This window comes from Glutamicibacter arilaitensis Re117 (genome assembly GCF_000197735.1).
Classification (GTDB): Bacteria; Actinomycetota; Actinomycetes; order Actinomycetales; family Micrococcaceae; genus Glutamicibacter; species Glutamicibacter arilaitensis.
In genome coordinates, this window is the sequence record NC_014550.1 from 3,048,588 (window position 1) to 3,064,337 (window position 15,750).

The 15,750-nt window shown below is 62.2% G+C and carries 13 protein-coding genes; 7 read left to right on the forward strand and 6 right to left on the reverse strand.

Translation table 11 applies throughout. The features are described 5' to 3' along the window. Positions 1-90 precede the first annotated feature (90 nt). Together AARI_RS14550 and AARI_RS14555 are read left to right on the forward strand one after the other, a co-directional pair. Positions 91-1,272, forward strand: coding sequence for a S8 family serine peptidase (locus tag AARI_RS14550; RefSeq protein ID WP_013350039.1), 1,182 nt, complete (start codon positions 91-93; stop codon positions 1,270-1,272). Positions 1,273-1,276: 4 nt separating this feature from the next. Further along, positions 1,277-1,510: a hypothetical protein gene (locus AARI_RS14555; protein WP_013350040.1), complete on the forward strand. Its 234-nt coding sequence runs from the start codon at positions 1,277-1,279 to the stop codon at positions 1,508-1,510. Here AARI_RS14555 and purU read toward each other — a convergent pair. The 6 genes from purU to glyA all read right to left on the reverse strand — a co-directional run bounded on the left by purU (position 1,507) and on the right by glyA (position 8,890). Next, a complete protein-coding gene (purU, locus tag AARI_RS14560; RefSeq protein ID WP_013350041.1) occupies positions 1,507-2,367 on the reverse strand; it encodes a formyltetrahydrofolate deformylase in 861 nt (286 codons plus the stop codon). The genes AARI_RS14555 and purU overlap by 4 nt on opposite strands. Positions 2,368-2,547: 180 nt before the next feature. Continuing rightward, positions 2,548-3,156 carry a sarcosine oxidase subunit gamma gene (locus AARI_RS14565; protein WP_013350042.1) on the reverse strand — a complete coding sequence of 203 codons (609 nt, stop codon included), beginning with the start codon at positions 3,154-3,156 and terminating at the stop codon, positions 2,548-2,550. Next, positions 3,149-6,046 (reverse strand): sarcosine oxidase subunit alpha family protein, encoded by a 2,898-nt coding sequence (locus AARI_RS14570; RefSeq protein ID WP_013350043.1) that lies wholly within the window; start codon positions 6,044-6,046, stop codon positions 3,149-3,151. Before AARI_RS14570 ends, AARI_RS14565 begins: the two co-directional genes overlap by 8 nt. After that, positions 6,043-6,342: a sarcosine oxidase subunit delta gene (locus tag AARI_RS14575; RefSeq protein ID WP_013350044.1), complete on the reverse strand. Its 300-nt coding sequence runs from the start codon at positions 6,340-6,342 to the stop codon at positions 6,043-6,045. The genes AARI_RS14570 and AARI_RS14575 overlap by 4 nt, the downstream gene beginning before the upstream one ends. Positions 6,343-6,353: 11 nt before the next feature. Beyond that, positions 6,354-7,571, reverse strand: coding sequence for a sarcosine oxidase subunit beta family protein (locus AARI_RS14580; protein WP_013350045.1), 1,218 nt, complete (start codon positions 7,569-7,571; stop codon positions 6,354-6,356). Positions 7,572-7,573: 2 nt separating this feature from the next. After that, positions 7,574-8,890 carry a serine hydroxymethyltransferase gene (gene glyA, locus AARI_RS14585; RefSeq protein WP_013350046.1) on the reverse strand — a complete coding sequence of 439 codons (1,317 nt, stop codon included), beginning with the start codon at positions 8,888-8,890 and terminating at the stop codon, positions 7,574-7,576. A gap of 151 nt (positions 8,891-9,041) precedes the next feature. On the opposite strand from glyA, the gene AARI_RS14590 reads away from it, so the two are divergent. The 5 genes from AARI_RS14590 (at position 9,042) to AARI_RS14610 (ending at position 15,738) form a co-directional block, all read left to right on the forward strand. Further along, positions 9,042-9,701: a GntR family transcriptional regulator gene (locus tag AARI_RS14590; protein ID WP_013350047.1), complete on the forward strand. Its 660-nt coding sequence runs from the start codon at positions 9,042-9,044 to the stop codon at positions 9,699-9,701. Positions 9,702-10,112: 411 nt separating this feature from the next. Then, positions 10,113-10,907, forward strand: coding sequence for a creatininase (locus AARI_RS14595; RefSeq protein WP_013350048.1), 795 nt, complete (start codon positions 10,113-10,115; stop codon positions 10,905-10,907). Positions 10,908-11,007: 100 nt separating this feature from the next. Beyond that, complete coding sequence (locus tag AARI_RS14600; protein WP_049862747.1) at positions 11,008-12,654, forward strand: BCCT family transporter; 1,647 nt, start codon at positions 11,008-11,010, stop codon at positions 12,652-12,654. Positions 12,655-12,950: 296 nt separating this feature from the next. After that, positions 12,951-14,204, forward strand: coding sequence for a M24 family metallopeptidase (locus AARI_RS14605; RefSeq protein WP_013350050.1), 1,254 nt, complete (start codon positions 12,951-12,953; stop codon positions 14,202-14,204). A 193-nt stretch (positions 14,205-14,397) separates the two neighbouring features. Then, the gene (locus AARI_RS14610) at positions 14,398-15,738 is read left to right on the forward strand and encodes an MFS transporter (RefSeq protein WP_013350051.1); all 1,341 of its coding nucleotides are present in this window, start codon (positions 14,398-14,400) and stop codon (positions 15,736-15,738) included. Positions 15,739-15,750: the final 12 nt, after the last annotated feature.

Genomic DNA, 15,750 nt, shown 5'->3' on the forward strand with positions numbered 1-15,750 from the left:
ATGGCAGTTTGTCCATGCCGCCGGGTACAGTGCGAGGTACCTCGTAGGCCTTGGCATGAAAGCCTCTCGGAACCAGCAAGGAGCCCCGTCATGTACAGCAACCAGACCCGTCAAGCAGCCGTCGCCGAAATTCCCAACCGCTACGTCTTGGTCTTCGACCGGCAGGAATCCGGAGCCCCGGGCATCGCAGCAGCCCAGCGCGAATCAGAACTTCCGCAGCTGCTGGCTGAACAGGGCTATTCCAGTACCGAGTACTTCCCGATGCTGGGCATCGCTGTGGTCACCAGCTCGGCTGACCAGCTTGAGGACTTCCGCCAGCGCTGCGCCGGGCACAAGCTGCCAGCCTCGGTGGTACCCGAGCTGGTCTACCGGATCCTGCCCGACGCCCCGGCCGCTACGGACTCCTATGCGGACACCGGCCAACTCACCTGGGGCCTGCAGGCCGTAGGCGCTTCGCTTTCGGGCTGCACCGGCAAGGGCATCAACGTGGCCGTCTTGGATACCGGTTTTGACAGTGCGCATCCGGACTTCGCAGGCCGCACGGTGACCGCCAAGTCCTTTGTCGCAGGCGAGGACGCCACTGACGGCCATGGACATGGCACCCACTGCATCGGCAGCGCCTGCGGTCCGCGCGAACCGCAGCAGGGTCCGGGCTACGGGGTCGCCTCGGAAGCCAATATCTTCGCTGGAAAGGTGCTGGGCGCCGATGGCTCAGGTTCGGACTCCACGATCCTGGCCGGCATCAACTGGGCACTGGAAAACAAGTGCGAGGTCATCTCCATGTCGCTGGGTGCTGATGTGAGAACTGTGCACCCGCCCTATGTCACTGCCGGACGCCGCGCCTTGGAGCTGGGCTCCTTGATCGTGGCGGCCGCCGGAAATAATGCACAGCGCTCTGCCGGGAACCCGGGATTCGTCGGCGCACCGGCCAACAGCCCGTACATCATGGCTGTAGCGGCTTTGGACTCGAAGCTGGCCGTGGCGGACTTCTCGGCCCAGGCGTTGGACACCGAGGGCGGCGAGGTGGATATTGCAGGCCCAGGCGTTGGCATCTACTCTTCGTGGCCCGGCGCCAAGCGGTACAACACCATCAGCGGAACGTCCATGGCCACCCCGCATGTGGCCGGCGTGGCAGCGCTGCTGGCCGAATCCACCGGCCTGCGCTCCCAGCAGCTGTGGGACAAGCTGGTGGCAACTTCCCGAGATGTCTCCCTGCCGGCCATGGATGCCGGAGCCGGGCTGGTCCAGGCCCCGGCCTCACAGGAAGCGTAGCGGCATGTCCGGCGCCGAGGTGCACGTCTATGTCATCACCATTTCCACCCAGCACCCGCTGGAACCGGTGGTCAGCGAACTGCAGTCCTGCGGATTGCAGGTTAAGCAGGTGCTCGCCGCCCTCGGCCAGGTGATTGGCGAGGGCAGCGAGGAGGTTGCCGAGAAGCTGCGCGGCTTATCGGCGGTGGAATCGGTTGATGCCCAGCAGCAATACCGGGCCTTGGATGATGATGCCTAGCGCAGGATGACCGTGCGGTTTCCGTAGAGGAAGACTCGGCCTTCGCAGTGCCAGCGCACCGCGTTGGACAGCGCCCTGCATTCGGAGTCGCGTCCGGCGGCGATCAGCTCCGATGGCCCGAAGGTGTGGTCCACTTCCACGACCTGCTGGGCGATGATCGGCCCTTCATCCAGCTCGGAGTTCACGTAGTGGGCGGTCGCGCCCACGGTCTTCACGCCGCGCTCCCAAGCCTGGTGGTACGGCTTGGCGCCCTTGAAGGAGGGCAGGAACGAGTGGTGGATGTTTATGGTCTTGCCGGTCAGCTCCGTGGCCAGATGGTCTGAGAGAACTTGCATGTAGCGGGCCAGGACTACCAATTCGGCGCCGGTCTGGGAAATCAGTTCCAGCAGCTTCGCTTCGGCCTGCGGTTTGGTTTCCTTGCTGATCGGGATGTGGTGGTATTCGATGCCATGCCACTGGACCAGGTCGCGGCTGTCTTCGTGATTCGAGGCCACCGCAACGATCTCGATGGGCAGTTCGCCGGTGCGCGAGCGAAAAAGCAGGTCATTGAGGCAGTGGTCGTACTTGGAGACCATGATCAGTACCCTGGTCTTCTGCCCGCGTTCGCGCAGCTGCCAGTCCATCTCGAATTTGGCGGCGATGGCGGTGAATTCCTCGCGCAGCTCAGCCAGCAGATTCTCTTCGGCCTCCCCAGAGAATTCCACGCGCAGGAACAAGCGTCCGGCGCTCACGTCGTCGAACTGCTTGAGTTCCACGATGGTGCGTTCATGCTTAACCAGGAATCCGGTGACCGCATTCACGATCCCCATTCCTTCGGGGCATTGCAGGGTCAAGACGTGACGGATTTGCTCGCTCATGAGTCCTTCTTTTCTGTGAGTGGACGGCCTATGTAGCACGGTGCCGGAGTATGCGGCCTACCACCATGAACTGGACAGAATATTGCTTAGCCTGCCTTTGCATTCTTGGCCAGTTCCGGCCCCGCCCCAAAGATCAGGGCGGGGCCGGAACTGTGCTCAAGGTGCTCTAGCGAAGCTGGGCTAGATCACTGCTTCCGAGGCGAACTCGGACATGGCATCAACCAGCCAATGCACGGTGTGCTCGGTGAACGATGCGCGAGGCATGATCCGCCAGGCCTGCTCGCCGGTACGCCACAGCAATACCGGGATGTTCGCCACCGAGGTGACAATCGCCTGGTTCACTGCAAAGGCACGCGGGTGCAGATCCGCCGGGCAGCTCTTGCGCAGCACCAGCGGCGCATCCGGTCCGGTCAGTTCCAGCACGCTGCGGTTAGCCGAGAGGTCAATGACCTGTCCCGGTGCATCGCCCAGCGCCGCGCTGAGCACGCCACCCAGTTCGGTGTTCTCCGCGCTGGTGGCCAGGAATTCATCCGGAGCCAGCCATAGCACCGCGGTGCCTTGTGCCTCGCCGGCAACTTCGCCCACCTTCGCTGGCAAGCCTGCGCCGGTGGCCGCGGCCAATGCCGCATGGGCCTGCGTGCCCGGTGCGCAACGCAGCGAGATCTGGGTGGTGAACGCGATTTCGCGCAGTTCCACACGTCCGGCTACGCTGGCTGCGTCCATGACCGTATCCAGGTGTTCTGCTGGTGAATGGCGCAGCGGGGTTTCAATCAAGGTGTTGTTAGCCATCTCGACGGCTTCCTTCCGGGTCATAGAGGACGGTTTCGGAGACTACGACGTCGACCAGCTGGTCGCCGACCGGGGTCTTGAGCACTTCACCGATGCGGTTGCGCCCGTTCTTGATCAGCGCCAGGCCGAAGGTGCGGCCCAGATTCGGCGAATCGTAGGAGCTGGTGACCCAGCCTTCCATCGGGGTGATGCCTTCGCTTGCCAGAGCATCCGAGGCCACCAGCGCGGCGCCTTCTGGCAATCGCAGGGACTTGTCCACCGGCAGTACCGAGACCAGCTGTTTGCGGTCCTCGCGGGCGTTATCGGCCCGGGAGTAGGAGCGGTTGCCGATGAAGTCCTTGAGCTTGGAAACAACCCATTCCATGCCGGCATCCTGCGGGGTCACCGTACCGTCGGTGTCTTGGCCGACGATGATGAAGCCCTTTTCGGCACGCAGCACGTGCATGGTTTCGGTGCCGTACGGGGTGATGTTGAATTCCTCGCCGGCGGCGTACACATCTTCCCAGACGCGCAGCCCGTGCCAGGCAGGGACCGCGATTTCGAAGGCGAGTTCGCCGGAGAAGGAAATGCGGCTGATGCGCGCTTCGATTCCGGAGTCCAGCGCCACGTCCTTGAAGGCCATGAACTTGAAGCCCTCGTTGGACACGTCCACAGTGGAGGCCAGCTTGGCGATGACATCGCGCGAACGCGGTCCCACCACGGCTACGGTGGCCAGCTGCTCGGTTACCGAGGTGCAGGTGACGTCGAGGTCCGGCCATTCGGTCTGCAGCCATTCCTCCAGCCAGTCCAGCACGTCGGCGGCGCCGCCGGTGGTGGTGTGCAGCAAGAAGCGGTCTTCGGCCAGGCGCAGGGTCACGCCGTCATCGAAGATCATGCCGTCGGCCTTGCACATCACTCCGTAGCGTCCCATGCCCACCTTGAGCTTGGTGTAGCCGTTGGTGTAGATGCGGTTCAGGAACTCTGCCGCGTCCTTGCCGCGGATCTCGATCTTGCCCAGCGTGGTGGCGTCGAGCATGCCCACCGAGTCGCGTACGGCCTTGGATTCTCGGTAGACGGCCTGGTCCATGGTTTCCCCAGCCTGCGGGTAGTACCACGGGCGCTTCCACTGTCCGACGTCTTCGAATTCGGCGCCGTGGGACAGGTGCCAGGAGTGCATTGCGGTGATGCGTGCCGGGTCCAGCTGGTCTCCGCGGTTGCGTCCGGCCAGGGCCGCGAAGGCTACCGGGGTGTACGGTGCGCGGAAGGTGGTGGTGCCGATTACCGCCGGGTTCTCGATGCCCAGTACCGCGGCGATCACGCCGATCGCTGCCACGCCCGAGGTCTTGCCCTGGTCATTGGCCGTGGAGATCGAGGTGTACCGCTTGATGTGCTCCACCGACTTCATGCCGGCGCCGGTGGCGCGCAATACGTCGGCTACGGTTTGGTCGCGCTGCAGGTCAACGAAGTGGAACTTGTAGTTCACTGCGTCATCGCCGCTGACCGATGGCACCAGCCAGACCGGCCGGGTTTCGCCCAGTGCGGTTTCCAAGGCCTGCGGGGTGCGGGCCACGGTGGCGAAGCCGGCGGCAGTAGCTGCCGCGGCGCCGGTAGCTGCGCCGGTGGACAGGGCGCTGGCGGTATCAAGGCGTCCGGCCATCGCACCGGCCAGGTGCTGGTTGGCCACGGCATCGGCTGGGACGAAGGCGTGGATGGTGGTGTCCCAATCCAGCTTGCCCTGGCGCTGGGAGTGCAGGTGCACTACCGGGTTGAAGCCGCCGGCCACGGCCAGCACGTCTGCTTCGAAGCGCTGGGTTTCCCCCAGCTCGCGTGCTTCATCGAGCTCTGCTACCACGATGGCCGACAGTTCGCCGTTTTCATCGGCTTCGGTGTCCACCACTACGGAGCCCGAGATGACCTGGACCCCGTCAGCCACAGCCTGTGCGGCGGCGGCCGAAATGCTTGAGCGGGCATCGATTACCGCAACAACTCCGCCGGTGGCGGCCAGTTCACGCACCAGCTCGTAGGCCGAGTCGTTGGTGGTGGCTACCGCGATCCTCGCTCCGGCACGTACGCCGTAGCGGTTCAGATAGCTGCGCACCGCGCCGGCGAGCATGATGCCCGGGCGGTCGTTGTTCTCGAAGACGATCGGACGTTCGTGGGCGCCGGTGGCCAGGACTACCTGCTTGGCACGGATGTGCCAGATGCGTTCGCGGGAGACGCCGGGGCCGGATGGGCCATCCAGGTGCACGGTGCGGCGCTGCGCGGCGATCAGGTAGTTCGCATCGTAGGAGCCGAACACGGTGGTGCGCTGCAGGTGGGTGGTCTCCTCGGCTTCAGCCAGCTCGCTGGTGACCTGCTCGATCCACGCGCTGCTGTCCATGCCATCGATCTGCTCGCCGGCGGTATCCAGCAAGGTGCCTCCGGCTTCTGCGCGCTCATCGAGCAGCATCACCCGGGCTCCGGAACGCGAGGCTTCGCGGGCCGCGGCCAGGCCTGCCGGGCCGGCGCCGACCACAAGCACATCGGTGTGCACGTGGACGTGGTCGTAGTAGGCCGGATCCTTGGTCGGATCCAGTACGCCCAGGCCCGAAAGCAAGGTGGCGTTCAAGTCTTCGGTGACCGGGACGGTGGTCGCTGGCAGCATCGACTCATCGATGTCCTGCTCGTGGCGGGCACTGACGGTAACCAGCGCGTTGGGCTCTTCCACTCCGGCGGCGAGGATGCCGCGCGGGCGGTCCAGGTACAGGGAGTTGCCGGCCCTGCGCACCCCATTGGCCAGCAGTGCGCTGGCTACGGTGTCGCCGCGGAAGGCGGAAAGCTTGGCCCCGTCAACGGTGAGGGAAAGTGCTTCCTCGCGGTTGATGCGAGCGCGGGAGCTCTGCTCGGCGCTCAGGCGTTGTGGCTTGCTCATCGGGTGCCTCCTTCGGCGCTGTGGATTTCCGGACGTGGTGCGCCGGCTGGGTAGATGGCCTTGAATTCATAGGTGACGGTGTCGCGCAGGGCGTTGAACCACTTGCGGCAGCCTGCGGCGTGGACCCAGCGTTCGGCGAAGATGCCCTTCTTGTTCTGGCGGTAGAACAGGTAGCGGGACCATTGCTTGTCGCTCAGCGCGTGGGGATCTGCGGGGTAGGCCACGTGGGCTTCCCCCCCGTACTTGAATTCATTTTCATTTCGTGGCCCGCAGTTCGGGCAATCAATCAGCATCATGGTGGTTGCTCCTAGTGTGCGACGGCGGCAGCGCCGTGTTCGTCGATCAGGTGGCCGGTTTCGAAGCGTTCGAGGCTGAACGGCTTGTTCAGCTCGTGCGGCTCGTCGTTCGCGATGGTGTGCGCCAGGGTGAAGCCGGCGCCCGGGGTGCCCTTGAATCCGCCGGTGCCCCAGCCGCAGTTCACGTACAGGTTCTGGATCGGGGTCTTGGAGATGATCGGCGAGGCGTCCATGGTGGTGTCCACGATGCCGCCCCAGGTGCGCAGCACGTGCGCCCGGGCGAAGATCGGGAACAGTTCCACGGCCGCGGCCATCTGCTCCTGGATGACGTGGAAGGCACCGCGCTGGCCGTAGCCGTTGTAGCTGTCGATGCCCGCGCCCATGACCAGCTCACCCTTGTGGGCCTGGGAGACGTAGACGTGGATGTGGTTGGACATGACCACTGTCGGGTGCACCGGTTCGAAGAGTTCCGAAACCAGAGCCTGCAGCGGGTGGGACTGGATCGGCAGTTCGAAGCCGGCCATTTCTGCCAGCACCGAGGAGTGGCCTGCGCCGGCCAGCGCAACCTTCCCGGCATGGATGGTGCCGCGGGTGGTCTTCACGCCGGTGACCTTCTCGCCATCCTTGATGAAGCCGGTGACTTCGCAGTTCTGGATGATGTCCACGCCCATTTCGTTGGCCTTGCGGGCGAAGGCCCAGGCTACGTGATCGTGCTTGGCGATGCCGGCGCGTGGCTGCCAGGTGGCGCCCATGACCGGGTAGCGGATGTCGTCGGAGGTATTGATGATCGGGCAGGCTTCCTTGACCTGGGATGGGTCCAGCCATTCGGCGTCCACGCCGTTGAGCTTGTTCGCTTCGACGCGGCGCACGGATTCGCGCACATCTCCCAGGGTGTGGGCCAGGTTCAGCACGCCGCGCTGGGAGAACAGGAAGTCGTATTCCAGGTCCTCGGGCAGCTGTTCCCACAGCTTCAGCGACTTTTCGTAGATGCCGGCCGACTCATCCCAGAGGTAGTTCGAGCGGATGATGGTGGTGTTGCGGGCCATATTTCCACCGGCCAGCCAGCCCTTTTCCAAGACGGCGACGTTGGTGATGCCGTGGTTCTTGGCCAGGAAGTATGCGGTGGCCAGGCCGTGGCCGCCGCCGCCAACGATGATGGCGTCATAGGATTTCTTCGGTTCCGGGTTTGCCCAGAGGAATTCTGGGTGCTCAGGCAGCAGATCAGCCATGGCTATTCTCCAATCTTCTTCAGGTTCGGGTAGAGCGGATGGGCCTGGGCCAGGTCCAGTACGCGCTGTTTGAGTTCGGGAAGTTTTTCGGTGTTGCCTTGGGCGCCGGCGATCAACGTCTGCGCAATGATCTCCGCAACCTCAGCAAACGCAGCCTCAGAGAAACCACGAGTAGCCAACGCAGGAGTACCAATACGCAAACCCGAAGTCACCATCGGCGGACGAGGATCAAACGGCACCGAATTACGATTCACCGTAATCTCCACCTGAGCCAACAAATCCTCAGCCTGCTGCCCATCAAGCTCCGACTCACGCAGATCAACGAGCACCAAATGCACATCAGTGCCACCAGTCAGAACGCTAATGCCCTGAGCCGACACATCAGCCCGGGTCAAACGCTCAGCAAGAATCTTCGCCCCAGCCAAAGTACGCGCCTGGCGCTCCTTGAACTCCTGGGATGCAGCAATCTTGAAAGCCACAGCCTTACCAGCAATCACATGCTCCAACGGACCACCCTGCTGACCAGGGAACACCGCAGAATTCAGCTTCTTCGCAATCTCAGCATCATTCGAGAGGATAATGCCGCCACGAGGACCAGCAAGAGTCTTATGCGTAGTCGACGTCACCACATGCGCATGAGGCACCGGCGACGGATGCAACCCCGCAGCCACCAGGCCAGCGAAGTGAGCCATATCCACGAACAAGTACGCGCCGACCTTGTCAGCAATCTCGCGGAAACGCTTGAAGTCCAACTGGCGTGGGTACGCCGACCAGCCAGCAACAATCATCTTCGGCTGGTTCTCCACAGCAAGGCGCTCCACCTCGTCCATGTCCACTTCATAAGTTTCCTCGTCCACACCGTAAGGAACGATGTTGAACAAGCGGCCCGAGAAGTTCAGCTTCATGCCATGGGTCAAGTGACCACCATGAGCCAGGTTCAAACCCAGCACGGTATCGCCCGGGCGGACCAACGCGTGGTACACCGACGCATTAGCCTGAGCACCGGAGTGAGGCTGCACATTAGCGAACTTCGCACCGAACAATTCCTTGATGCGCTCAATAGCCAACGTCTCAATCACGTCAACCTCTTCGCACCCGCCGTAGTAACGGCGGCCCGGGTACCCCTCGGCGTACTTGTTGGTCAGTACCGAACCCTGCGCCTGCATCACTGCCTGCGCGGTGTGGTTCTCCGACGCGATCATTTCCAGACCGCGCTGCTGGCGAGCCAGCTCAGCGTCGATACGCTGCGCCACCTCCGGGTCGAGGTGTGCGAGGTCTGCAGTCAGAGAATCTGCAGCAAGAGTCGTAGCGTGTGCCATTACCCATCCCTAAATGTATGAATTGTCGACAACTGATATATCAATCTGCAACTCACTGTATGATGGAAATCACAGCCCAGTCAATGGGTTACCTGAAATTACTTCAGCGCGTAACAATCGTGCAGAATGGAGCAAGGAAATTGGAGGCGGGATGACAACCACGACGCAGCTTGCAGCAGGCACCGAGTCCATGGCCGAACGCGCCTACCAGGTGCTGCGAGACCGGCTGATCATGATGGACATCGCCCCCGGCGACCCGATCAACGAAGCCGGACTAGTCGATGACTTAGGAGTGGGACGCACTCCCCTGCGCGAAGCACTCAAGCGCCTTGAAGTAGACCATCTGGTGCAGTCCTACCCGCGCCGCGGCACCTTCGCCACCCGCGTGGATATCACCGAATTAGCTGATATCACCGAGGTCCGCCAGGTACTTGAACCACTGGCAGCGGCTAAGGCCGCAACCCTGCGCGGAGGCGCTGCCCGCGCCGGCATCGAAGCCACCTTGGAAGCAGTCAGCCAGCTCTCCGGAGAGAATCTGCGCCGCACCCTGATGGAAAATGACCTCGAAGTGCACCGGCTGATCTACCAGGCCGCCGGCAACCACCACTTAGAAGAGACACTAATCCGCTTGGATAACCTGGCCACGCGCATCTGGTGCATGGCACTGGATCGACTGCCCAGCGTGGACGAGCATATCGCCGAGCATGTCTCGCTCTTGCAGGCCATTCTGGACGGGGATGCGCCAGTAGCGCGTCAACTGGCCCTGGAACATATCGTGCATTTCGAGAAGTCGGTTCGCGCCGTCCTCTAGTCGCTCTGCTGTGCGCCGAGCTGGCCAATGAACAACATGGAGCAGCTCGCCCATTGCCCACTGTTTCACTTTGTCTCGCGGAACCCCGCCAGCCAGCGACTCCACCCGCATAAAACAGGGGCGCCGCCGCGGAATCCAGCCAGCCACGAGGGCGCTACGCGCTTGAACAGAAGTTTTTTCGGGTCGCCGTCACGCTAAACCGCTGATTCCTCAGGCTGGATTCCTCAGTCTGAAGCACCGTTACGAGTGCCCGCAGCTCGGCCATTCGAAAGTTTTTCACCACGGGTATTGACTGTGATGTAAGCCACTGAAATGATTCACTGCAACAGTGTTGCAGATCTTGCAACTGTATTCCGATACAGAATCATCCCCGCCTGCGGCCTCAAGGGCCCACGGGTCCAGGAGAAATCCATGCACTCAGTATTCATTGACGAACTCGATGCCCAGACCTACGCCGAGCACGTAGCGCGTACCGGATCCACCATCATCATTCCTGCGGGCGCAACCGAACAGCATGGACCGCACATGCCATTGGGCGTCGACGCCATGCTTTCCCGCTCCATCGCAGAAGCTGTCGCCCAGCTCACCGGCGCGCTGGTTGCTCCAGCTCTTTGCTACGGCTACAAGTCGCAGCCGCGCTCGGGCGGCGGCAACCACCGCGTAGGCACGACGAGCCTGGGAGGCACATCGCTGAGCCTGATGGTCGAAGATGTCGTCGCTTCATTCATCTCCCAGGGATTCGACAACGTGGTGCTGCTCAACGGGCACTTCGAGAATTACCAGTTCCTCTACGAGGGTGTAGATAACGCCGTGGCCAAAACGCGCACCGCCGGTTCCACCGCCCGCGCCATCCTGCTTTCATACTGGGACTTCGTCGACGAGAACACCCTGGCCAAGGTCTTCCCCGACGGATTCCTCGGCTGGGATATCGAGCACGGCGGCATCCTGGAAACCTCGCTCATGCTCCTGCTGCACCCGCAGCTGGTGGACATGGACCGGGTCATCGACCACCCGCCAGCCAAGCTCACCGCCTACGACATCTTCCCCGAAGACCCCGCGCGCACCCCGGACAGCGGCTGCTTGTCATCCGCCAAGGGAGCAACCGCCGAACGCGGCCAACTACTGTTCGAAACCGTCACAGACCAAGTTGCCCAAGCGCTCAAAGGCGAGCTGCTTCTTGGCGATATAAATATAGAGGTGAATTAACATGTCGGTGGATAATTCAACATCCCAAGACAGGAAAAAGTCCTTGAAAGCATCCAAGCCTTCAGACTCCTCCCCACAGCAAGTTGAAGTTCCACGCTTCATGGGACGGCATATCCCTCCGATTGATCGCCTGCTGATCCGGGTAATCCCGCCGGTACTGATTGTCGCCGTGATGATTTGGGTGCTCTCGAATCCCGAAGCCGCCTCGGCTGCCATTTCTGAAATGCGCACCTTCGTCACCGGGAAATTCACTTGGCTCTTCATCTTGTACTCGGTCTTCACCGTCGTGGTGTGCATCTGGCTCTCGATGAGCCGGGTGGGCAAGATCCGCTTGGGCGGTCCGAATGCCAAACCTCAGCACAGCAAGTTCGCCTGGTACTCCATGCTCTTCGCTTGCGGCCAGGGCATCGGGTTGATCTTCTGGTCCGTGGCCGAACCGATCATGCTGCGCGATGAAAACCCGGTCATTCCGGCAATGCCGGGCGGCGGCGGAGAAGAAGGTGCCATCGTCTGGACCTACTTCCACTGGGGCCTGACCGCCTGGGCCATGTACTGCGCCGTAGCCGTCTGCCTGGCCTACTCGCACCACAATCTGGGCAAGACCTTGACCTTCCGCGAAGCCACCGTGGACATCCTGCCCCGCTGGTCCCGCCGCGGCGCCGGCGTGATTGTTGAACTGCTGGCCATCATCGCTACCGTGCTCGGCCTGGCCACCTCCTTCGGCTTCGCCGCCATGCAGTTCTCTTCGGGTCTGACTTCCTTTACTGGCCTGACTGCCAGCCCGATGATGTGGCTGATGGTTATCTTGATCTTCGCCGGCATCACCTCGATCTCCGCGATTGTCGGCATCAACAAGGGCATGGCCCGCATCAGCGGGCTGAACTCGATCTTGAGTATCGCACTGGTTGCCGCGGTGCTGATCTTCGGACCGTCGCTGTACATCATCTCGAACATGTCCCAGACTTTCGGCAGCTTCTTCACGAACTTCGCGAATATGAGCCTGTGGACCGATTCCGGCCTGGCGGCCACGACTTTGGACAGCTGGCAGGATTCTTGGAATGGCTGGTGGACGGTCTTCATCTGGTGCTGGGTTATCGCCTTCTCGCCATTCGTGGCCGGCTTCATCGCACGCATCTCCCGAGGCCGCACCATTCGCGAATTCGTGCTGGGCGTGACCATCATCCCTTCGCTGATCGTGATGGTCTGGGTTGCCGTCATCGGCTCCGCCGCCATCTACTACGATGACCAGACCGATCGCGGCGTCAGCGCCGCGGTGGCCGAAGACACCTCTTCGGGCTTGTTCGTGATGCTTGATTCGCTGCCGGTGGTTGGCACGATCCTGTTGGTGGCCTCCACCATCCTGGTGGCCACCTACTACGTCACCTCGCTGGATTCGGGCATCTATGCACTGAGCGAGTTCGTCTCGGCGCCAGGCAAGTCCGGCCCGGTCTTCCGCGTGGTCCTGGTGCTCTCGGTGGCCACCGTGACCACTGTGCTGCTGACCATGGGCGGAACCGCGGTGGTGGATACCGTGCAAACCGGTACCATCATCGGGGCCTTCCCGTTCTCGTTCGTGATCATCTTGATGATCATCAACCTCATCCGCCGGCTGCTCAAGCGCGATAAGGCCATCAAGCAGCTGGAGAAGGACATCAATAATCCGGACCCGAACCTCGTCTTCGTTCCGGATCCCAGTGGAGAAGGCGCCATCCGCAAGACGGAGCCGGACCAGGGAAGCCACAACTAGGCTCTGGGAAGCATCGAGCATGAAGGCCGCGCAACTGGTCATATCCAGTTGCGCGGCCTTCATCATCTCCGCACCTGTATTGCATACCACCAAGTCAATTGGAGTTTTCCGGTAAAAGTGAAAAGTTTTTGGATTCTCCCTTGACAGTGACGCAGAGCACACATAGTCTAATTGCAACGGCGTTGCAGAGAGCGCAACACGTAACTTTCCTCTCCGGCGATTCCCATGAATCCTCGCAATCCATCTGATTGGGCCGGCCTGCCTTGACACTTGATTTCTTACAAGGAGCCACAACCATGACTACCGCCAACATCGCCACGAACGTTTCCGAACTGGCCCGCCTGAAGACCCTGCACAACGGATCCAAGCAGCAGCTGACCTTCTCGGATGCGGAGTTCGAGCGCCGCCTGGCCGGCCTGCGCCAGATCATGGCAGCCAAGTCCCTGGACGCAGTCATCCTGACCAGCTACCACGGCATCAAGTACTACTCGGACTTCCTGTACACCACCTTCGGCCGCAACTACGCGCTGGTGGTCACCCAGACCAACTCCACCACCGTCACCGCGAACATCGACGCCGGCATGCCATGGCGCACCAGCTACGGCGAGAACATCGTGTACACCGACTGGAAGCGCGACAACTTCTTCTACGGCCTGCAGGAAGCACTCAAGCGCGATGGAGTGAAGGCCTCGCGCATCGGCGTGGAAGACGACTTCCTGCCGGGCCTGACCCGCGAGAAGATCGCCGCCGCCTTCGACGGTGCCGCACTGGTAGATGTCTCCCAGGATGCCATGCGCCAGCGCATGATCAAGTCCGCCGAGGAAATCGAGGTCATCAAGCACGGTGCACGCATCGGCGACCTGGGCGGCGAAGCCATCAAGGCAGCGATCCGCGAAGGCATCAGCGAATACGAAGTAGCGTTGATCGGCACCGAAGCCATGGTGCACGAAATCGCCAAGACCTTCCCGCACCGCGAAGTGCGCGACACCTGGGTCTGGTTCCAGTCCGGGATCAACACCGACGGCGCCCACAACTGGGCCACCACCCGCAAGCTCCAGCGCGGGGACATCCTCTCGCTGAACTGCTTCCCGATGACCTCGGGCTACTACACCGCGCTGGAGCGCACCTTGTTCCTCGGTGAGCCAGATGCACGCAGCTTGGAACTGTGGAACGTCAACGTCGAGGTCCACAAGCGGGGTCTGGAACTGATCAAGCCGGGCGCAGTCTGCAAGGACATCGCCGCGGAGCTGAACGAAATCTTCATCTCGCACAACTTGCTGCCGAACCGCACCTTCGGCTACGGCCACTCCTTCGGCGTCCTCTCGCACTACTACGGCCGCGAAGCAGGCCTGGAACTGCGCGAAGACATCGACACCGTCTTGGAGCCGGGCATGGTCGTTTCGATGGAGCCAATGATCACCGTCGCCGATGGCGAGCCAGGTGCCGGCGGCTACCGCGAGCACGACATCCTCGTGATCGGCGAGGATGGCGGAGTCGAGAACATCACCAAGTTCGGCTTCGGCCCGGAGAACAACATCATCGACGCGTAAGCGCAACCGATCACCGTGGGGCAGGGCCCAATACCCTGCCCCACGAGTGGTTAACCACGTGACACGCAGCAAGTACGGGGGCTGCGTCAATAACCGAGTACCGCAGGCCGGGCGCTCGGAACCAATGATCATCCCAGCGGCATAGAAGCCATAGATGGCCAGCGCCGTTGCCTTCAAGAGGCGGTATAACCCCATGAGCAATTCCAACCAGTCCCCCGCGAACCTCGCTGCGCCACGCGCCGCAAGCTCAACCGCGCCGCGCGTCGTAGATGCGAAGACCAGGCGCAAGGTCATTGCGGCCAGCTTCGTCGGCAACTTCGTGGAGTGGTTCGACTACGCGGCCTACGGCTACCTGGCCGTGACCATCGCAGCGGTGTTCTTCCCCCGCGAAGATCCGCAGGCCGCCTTGCTGATGACCTTCGGCGTCTTTGCCCTTTCTTTCCTTGTCCGCCCGGTCGGCGGATTCATCTGGGGACACCTGGGCGACAAGATCGGCCGACGCGAAGCACTGTCCTGGTCGATTTTGCTGATGACCGGTGCCACCTTCTGCATCGCGCTGTTGCCCGGCTACGCGTCCATCGGCTTCGGCGCACCCATATTGCTGCTGGCGCTGCGTCTGGTCCAGGGCTTCTCCGCCGCCGGCGAATACGCTGGAGCTTCGGCTTTCCTCGTCGAGTACGCCCCACCTCACCGCCGCGGCCTGTACGCTGCGGTGGTCCCCGCCAGCACCGCCACAGGTCTGCTGGTCGGCTCGTTGATGGCTGCTGGACTGACCGGCTTGCTCTCCACAGAAGCCTTGGAAAGCTGGGGCTGGCGCATTCCGTTCTTGCTGGCCGCCCCATTGGGATTGATTGGACGCTACATCCGTACCAAGCTCGAAGACTCGCCTGCCTTCCTGGAAGCATCCGCGGCAGCCGCGCCAGAAGGATCTCCGGTCGGTTCATTGTTCAAGAACCATTGGCGCCAGCTCATCCAGGCAGCCGGCGCGGTGCTTCTGAACGCAGTTGGCTTCTACGTCATCCTGTCCTACATGCCGACCTACCTGTCAGAGGAACTCGGCCTGGACGCGACGCGGTCCTTCCTGGCAACGACCGTTGCGCTGCTGACTTACGTCGGATTCATCTTCATCACCGGCATGCTCTCGGATCGCTTCGGACGCAAGCGCGTGCTGATCACTGCCTCGGTGCTGTTCGTACTGCTCACGGTCCCGGCCTTCATGGCCTTGGACTCCGGCAGCTTCCTGGTCATCGTGCTGGTGCAGATCCTGGTCGGGGCCATGCTGACGCTCAATGACGGCACGCTGCCCAGCTACCTGGCTGAAATGTTCCCCACCAAGGTCCGCTACTCCGGTTTCGCGGTGTCGTTCAACGTGTCCAATGCACTATTCGGTGGCACTGCACCGTTCGTCGCCACACTGCTCATCGCGTCCAGCGGCAACGTACTCGCACCGGGCTGGTATTTGATGGGCGCAGCGGTGATTTCGCTGGTTGCTGTGGCCTGCTCGGTGGAAACCAGCCGCAAACCCCTGGGCTGACCCGTAGGATAG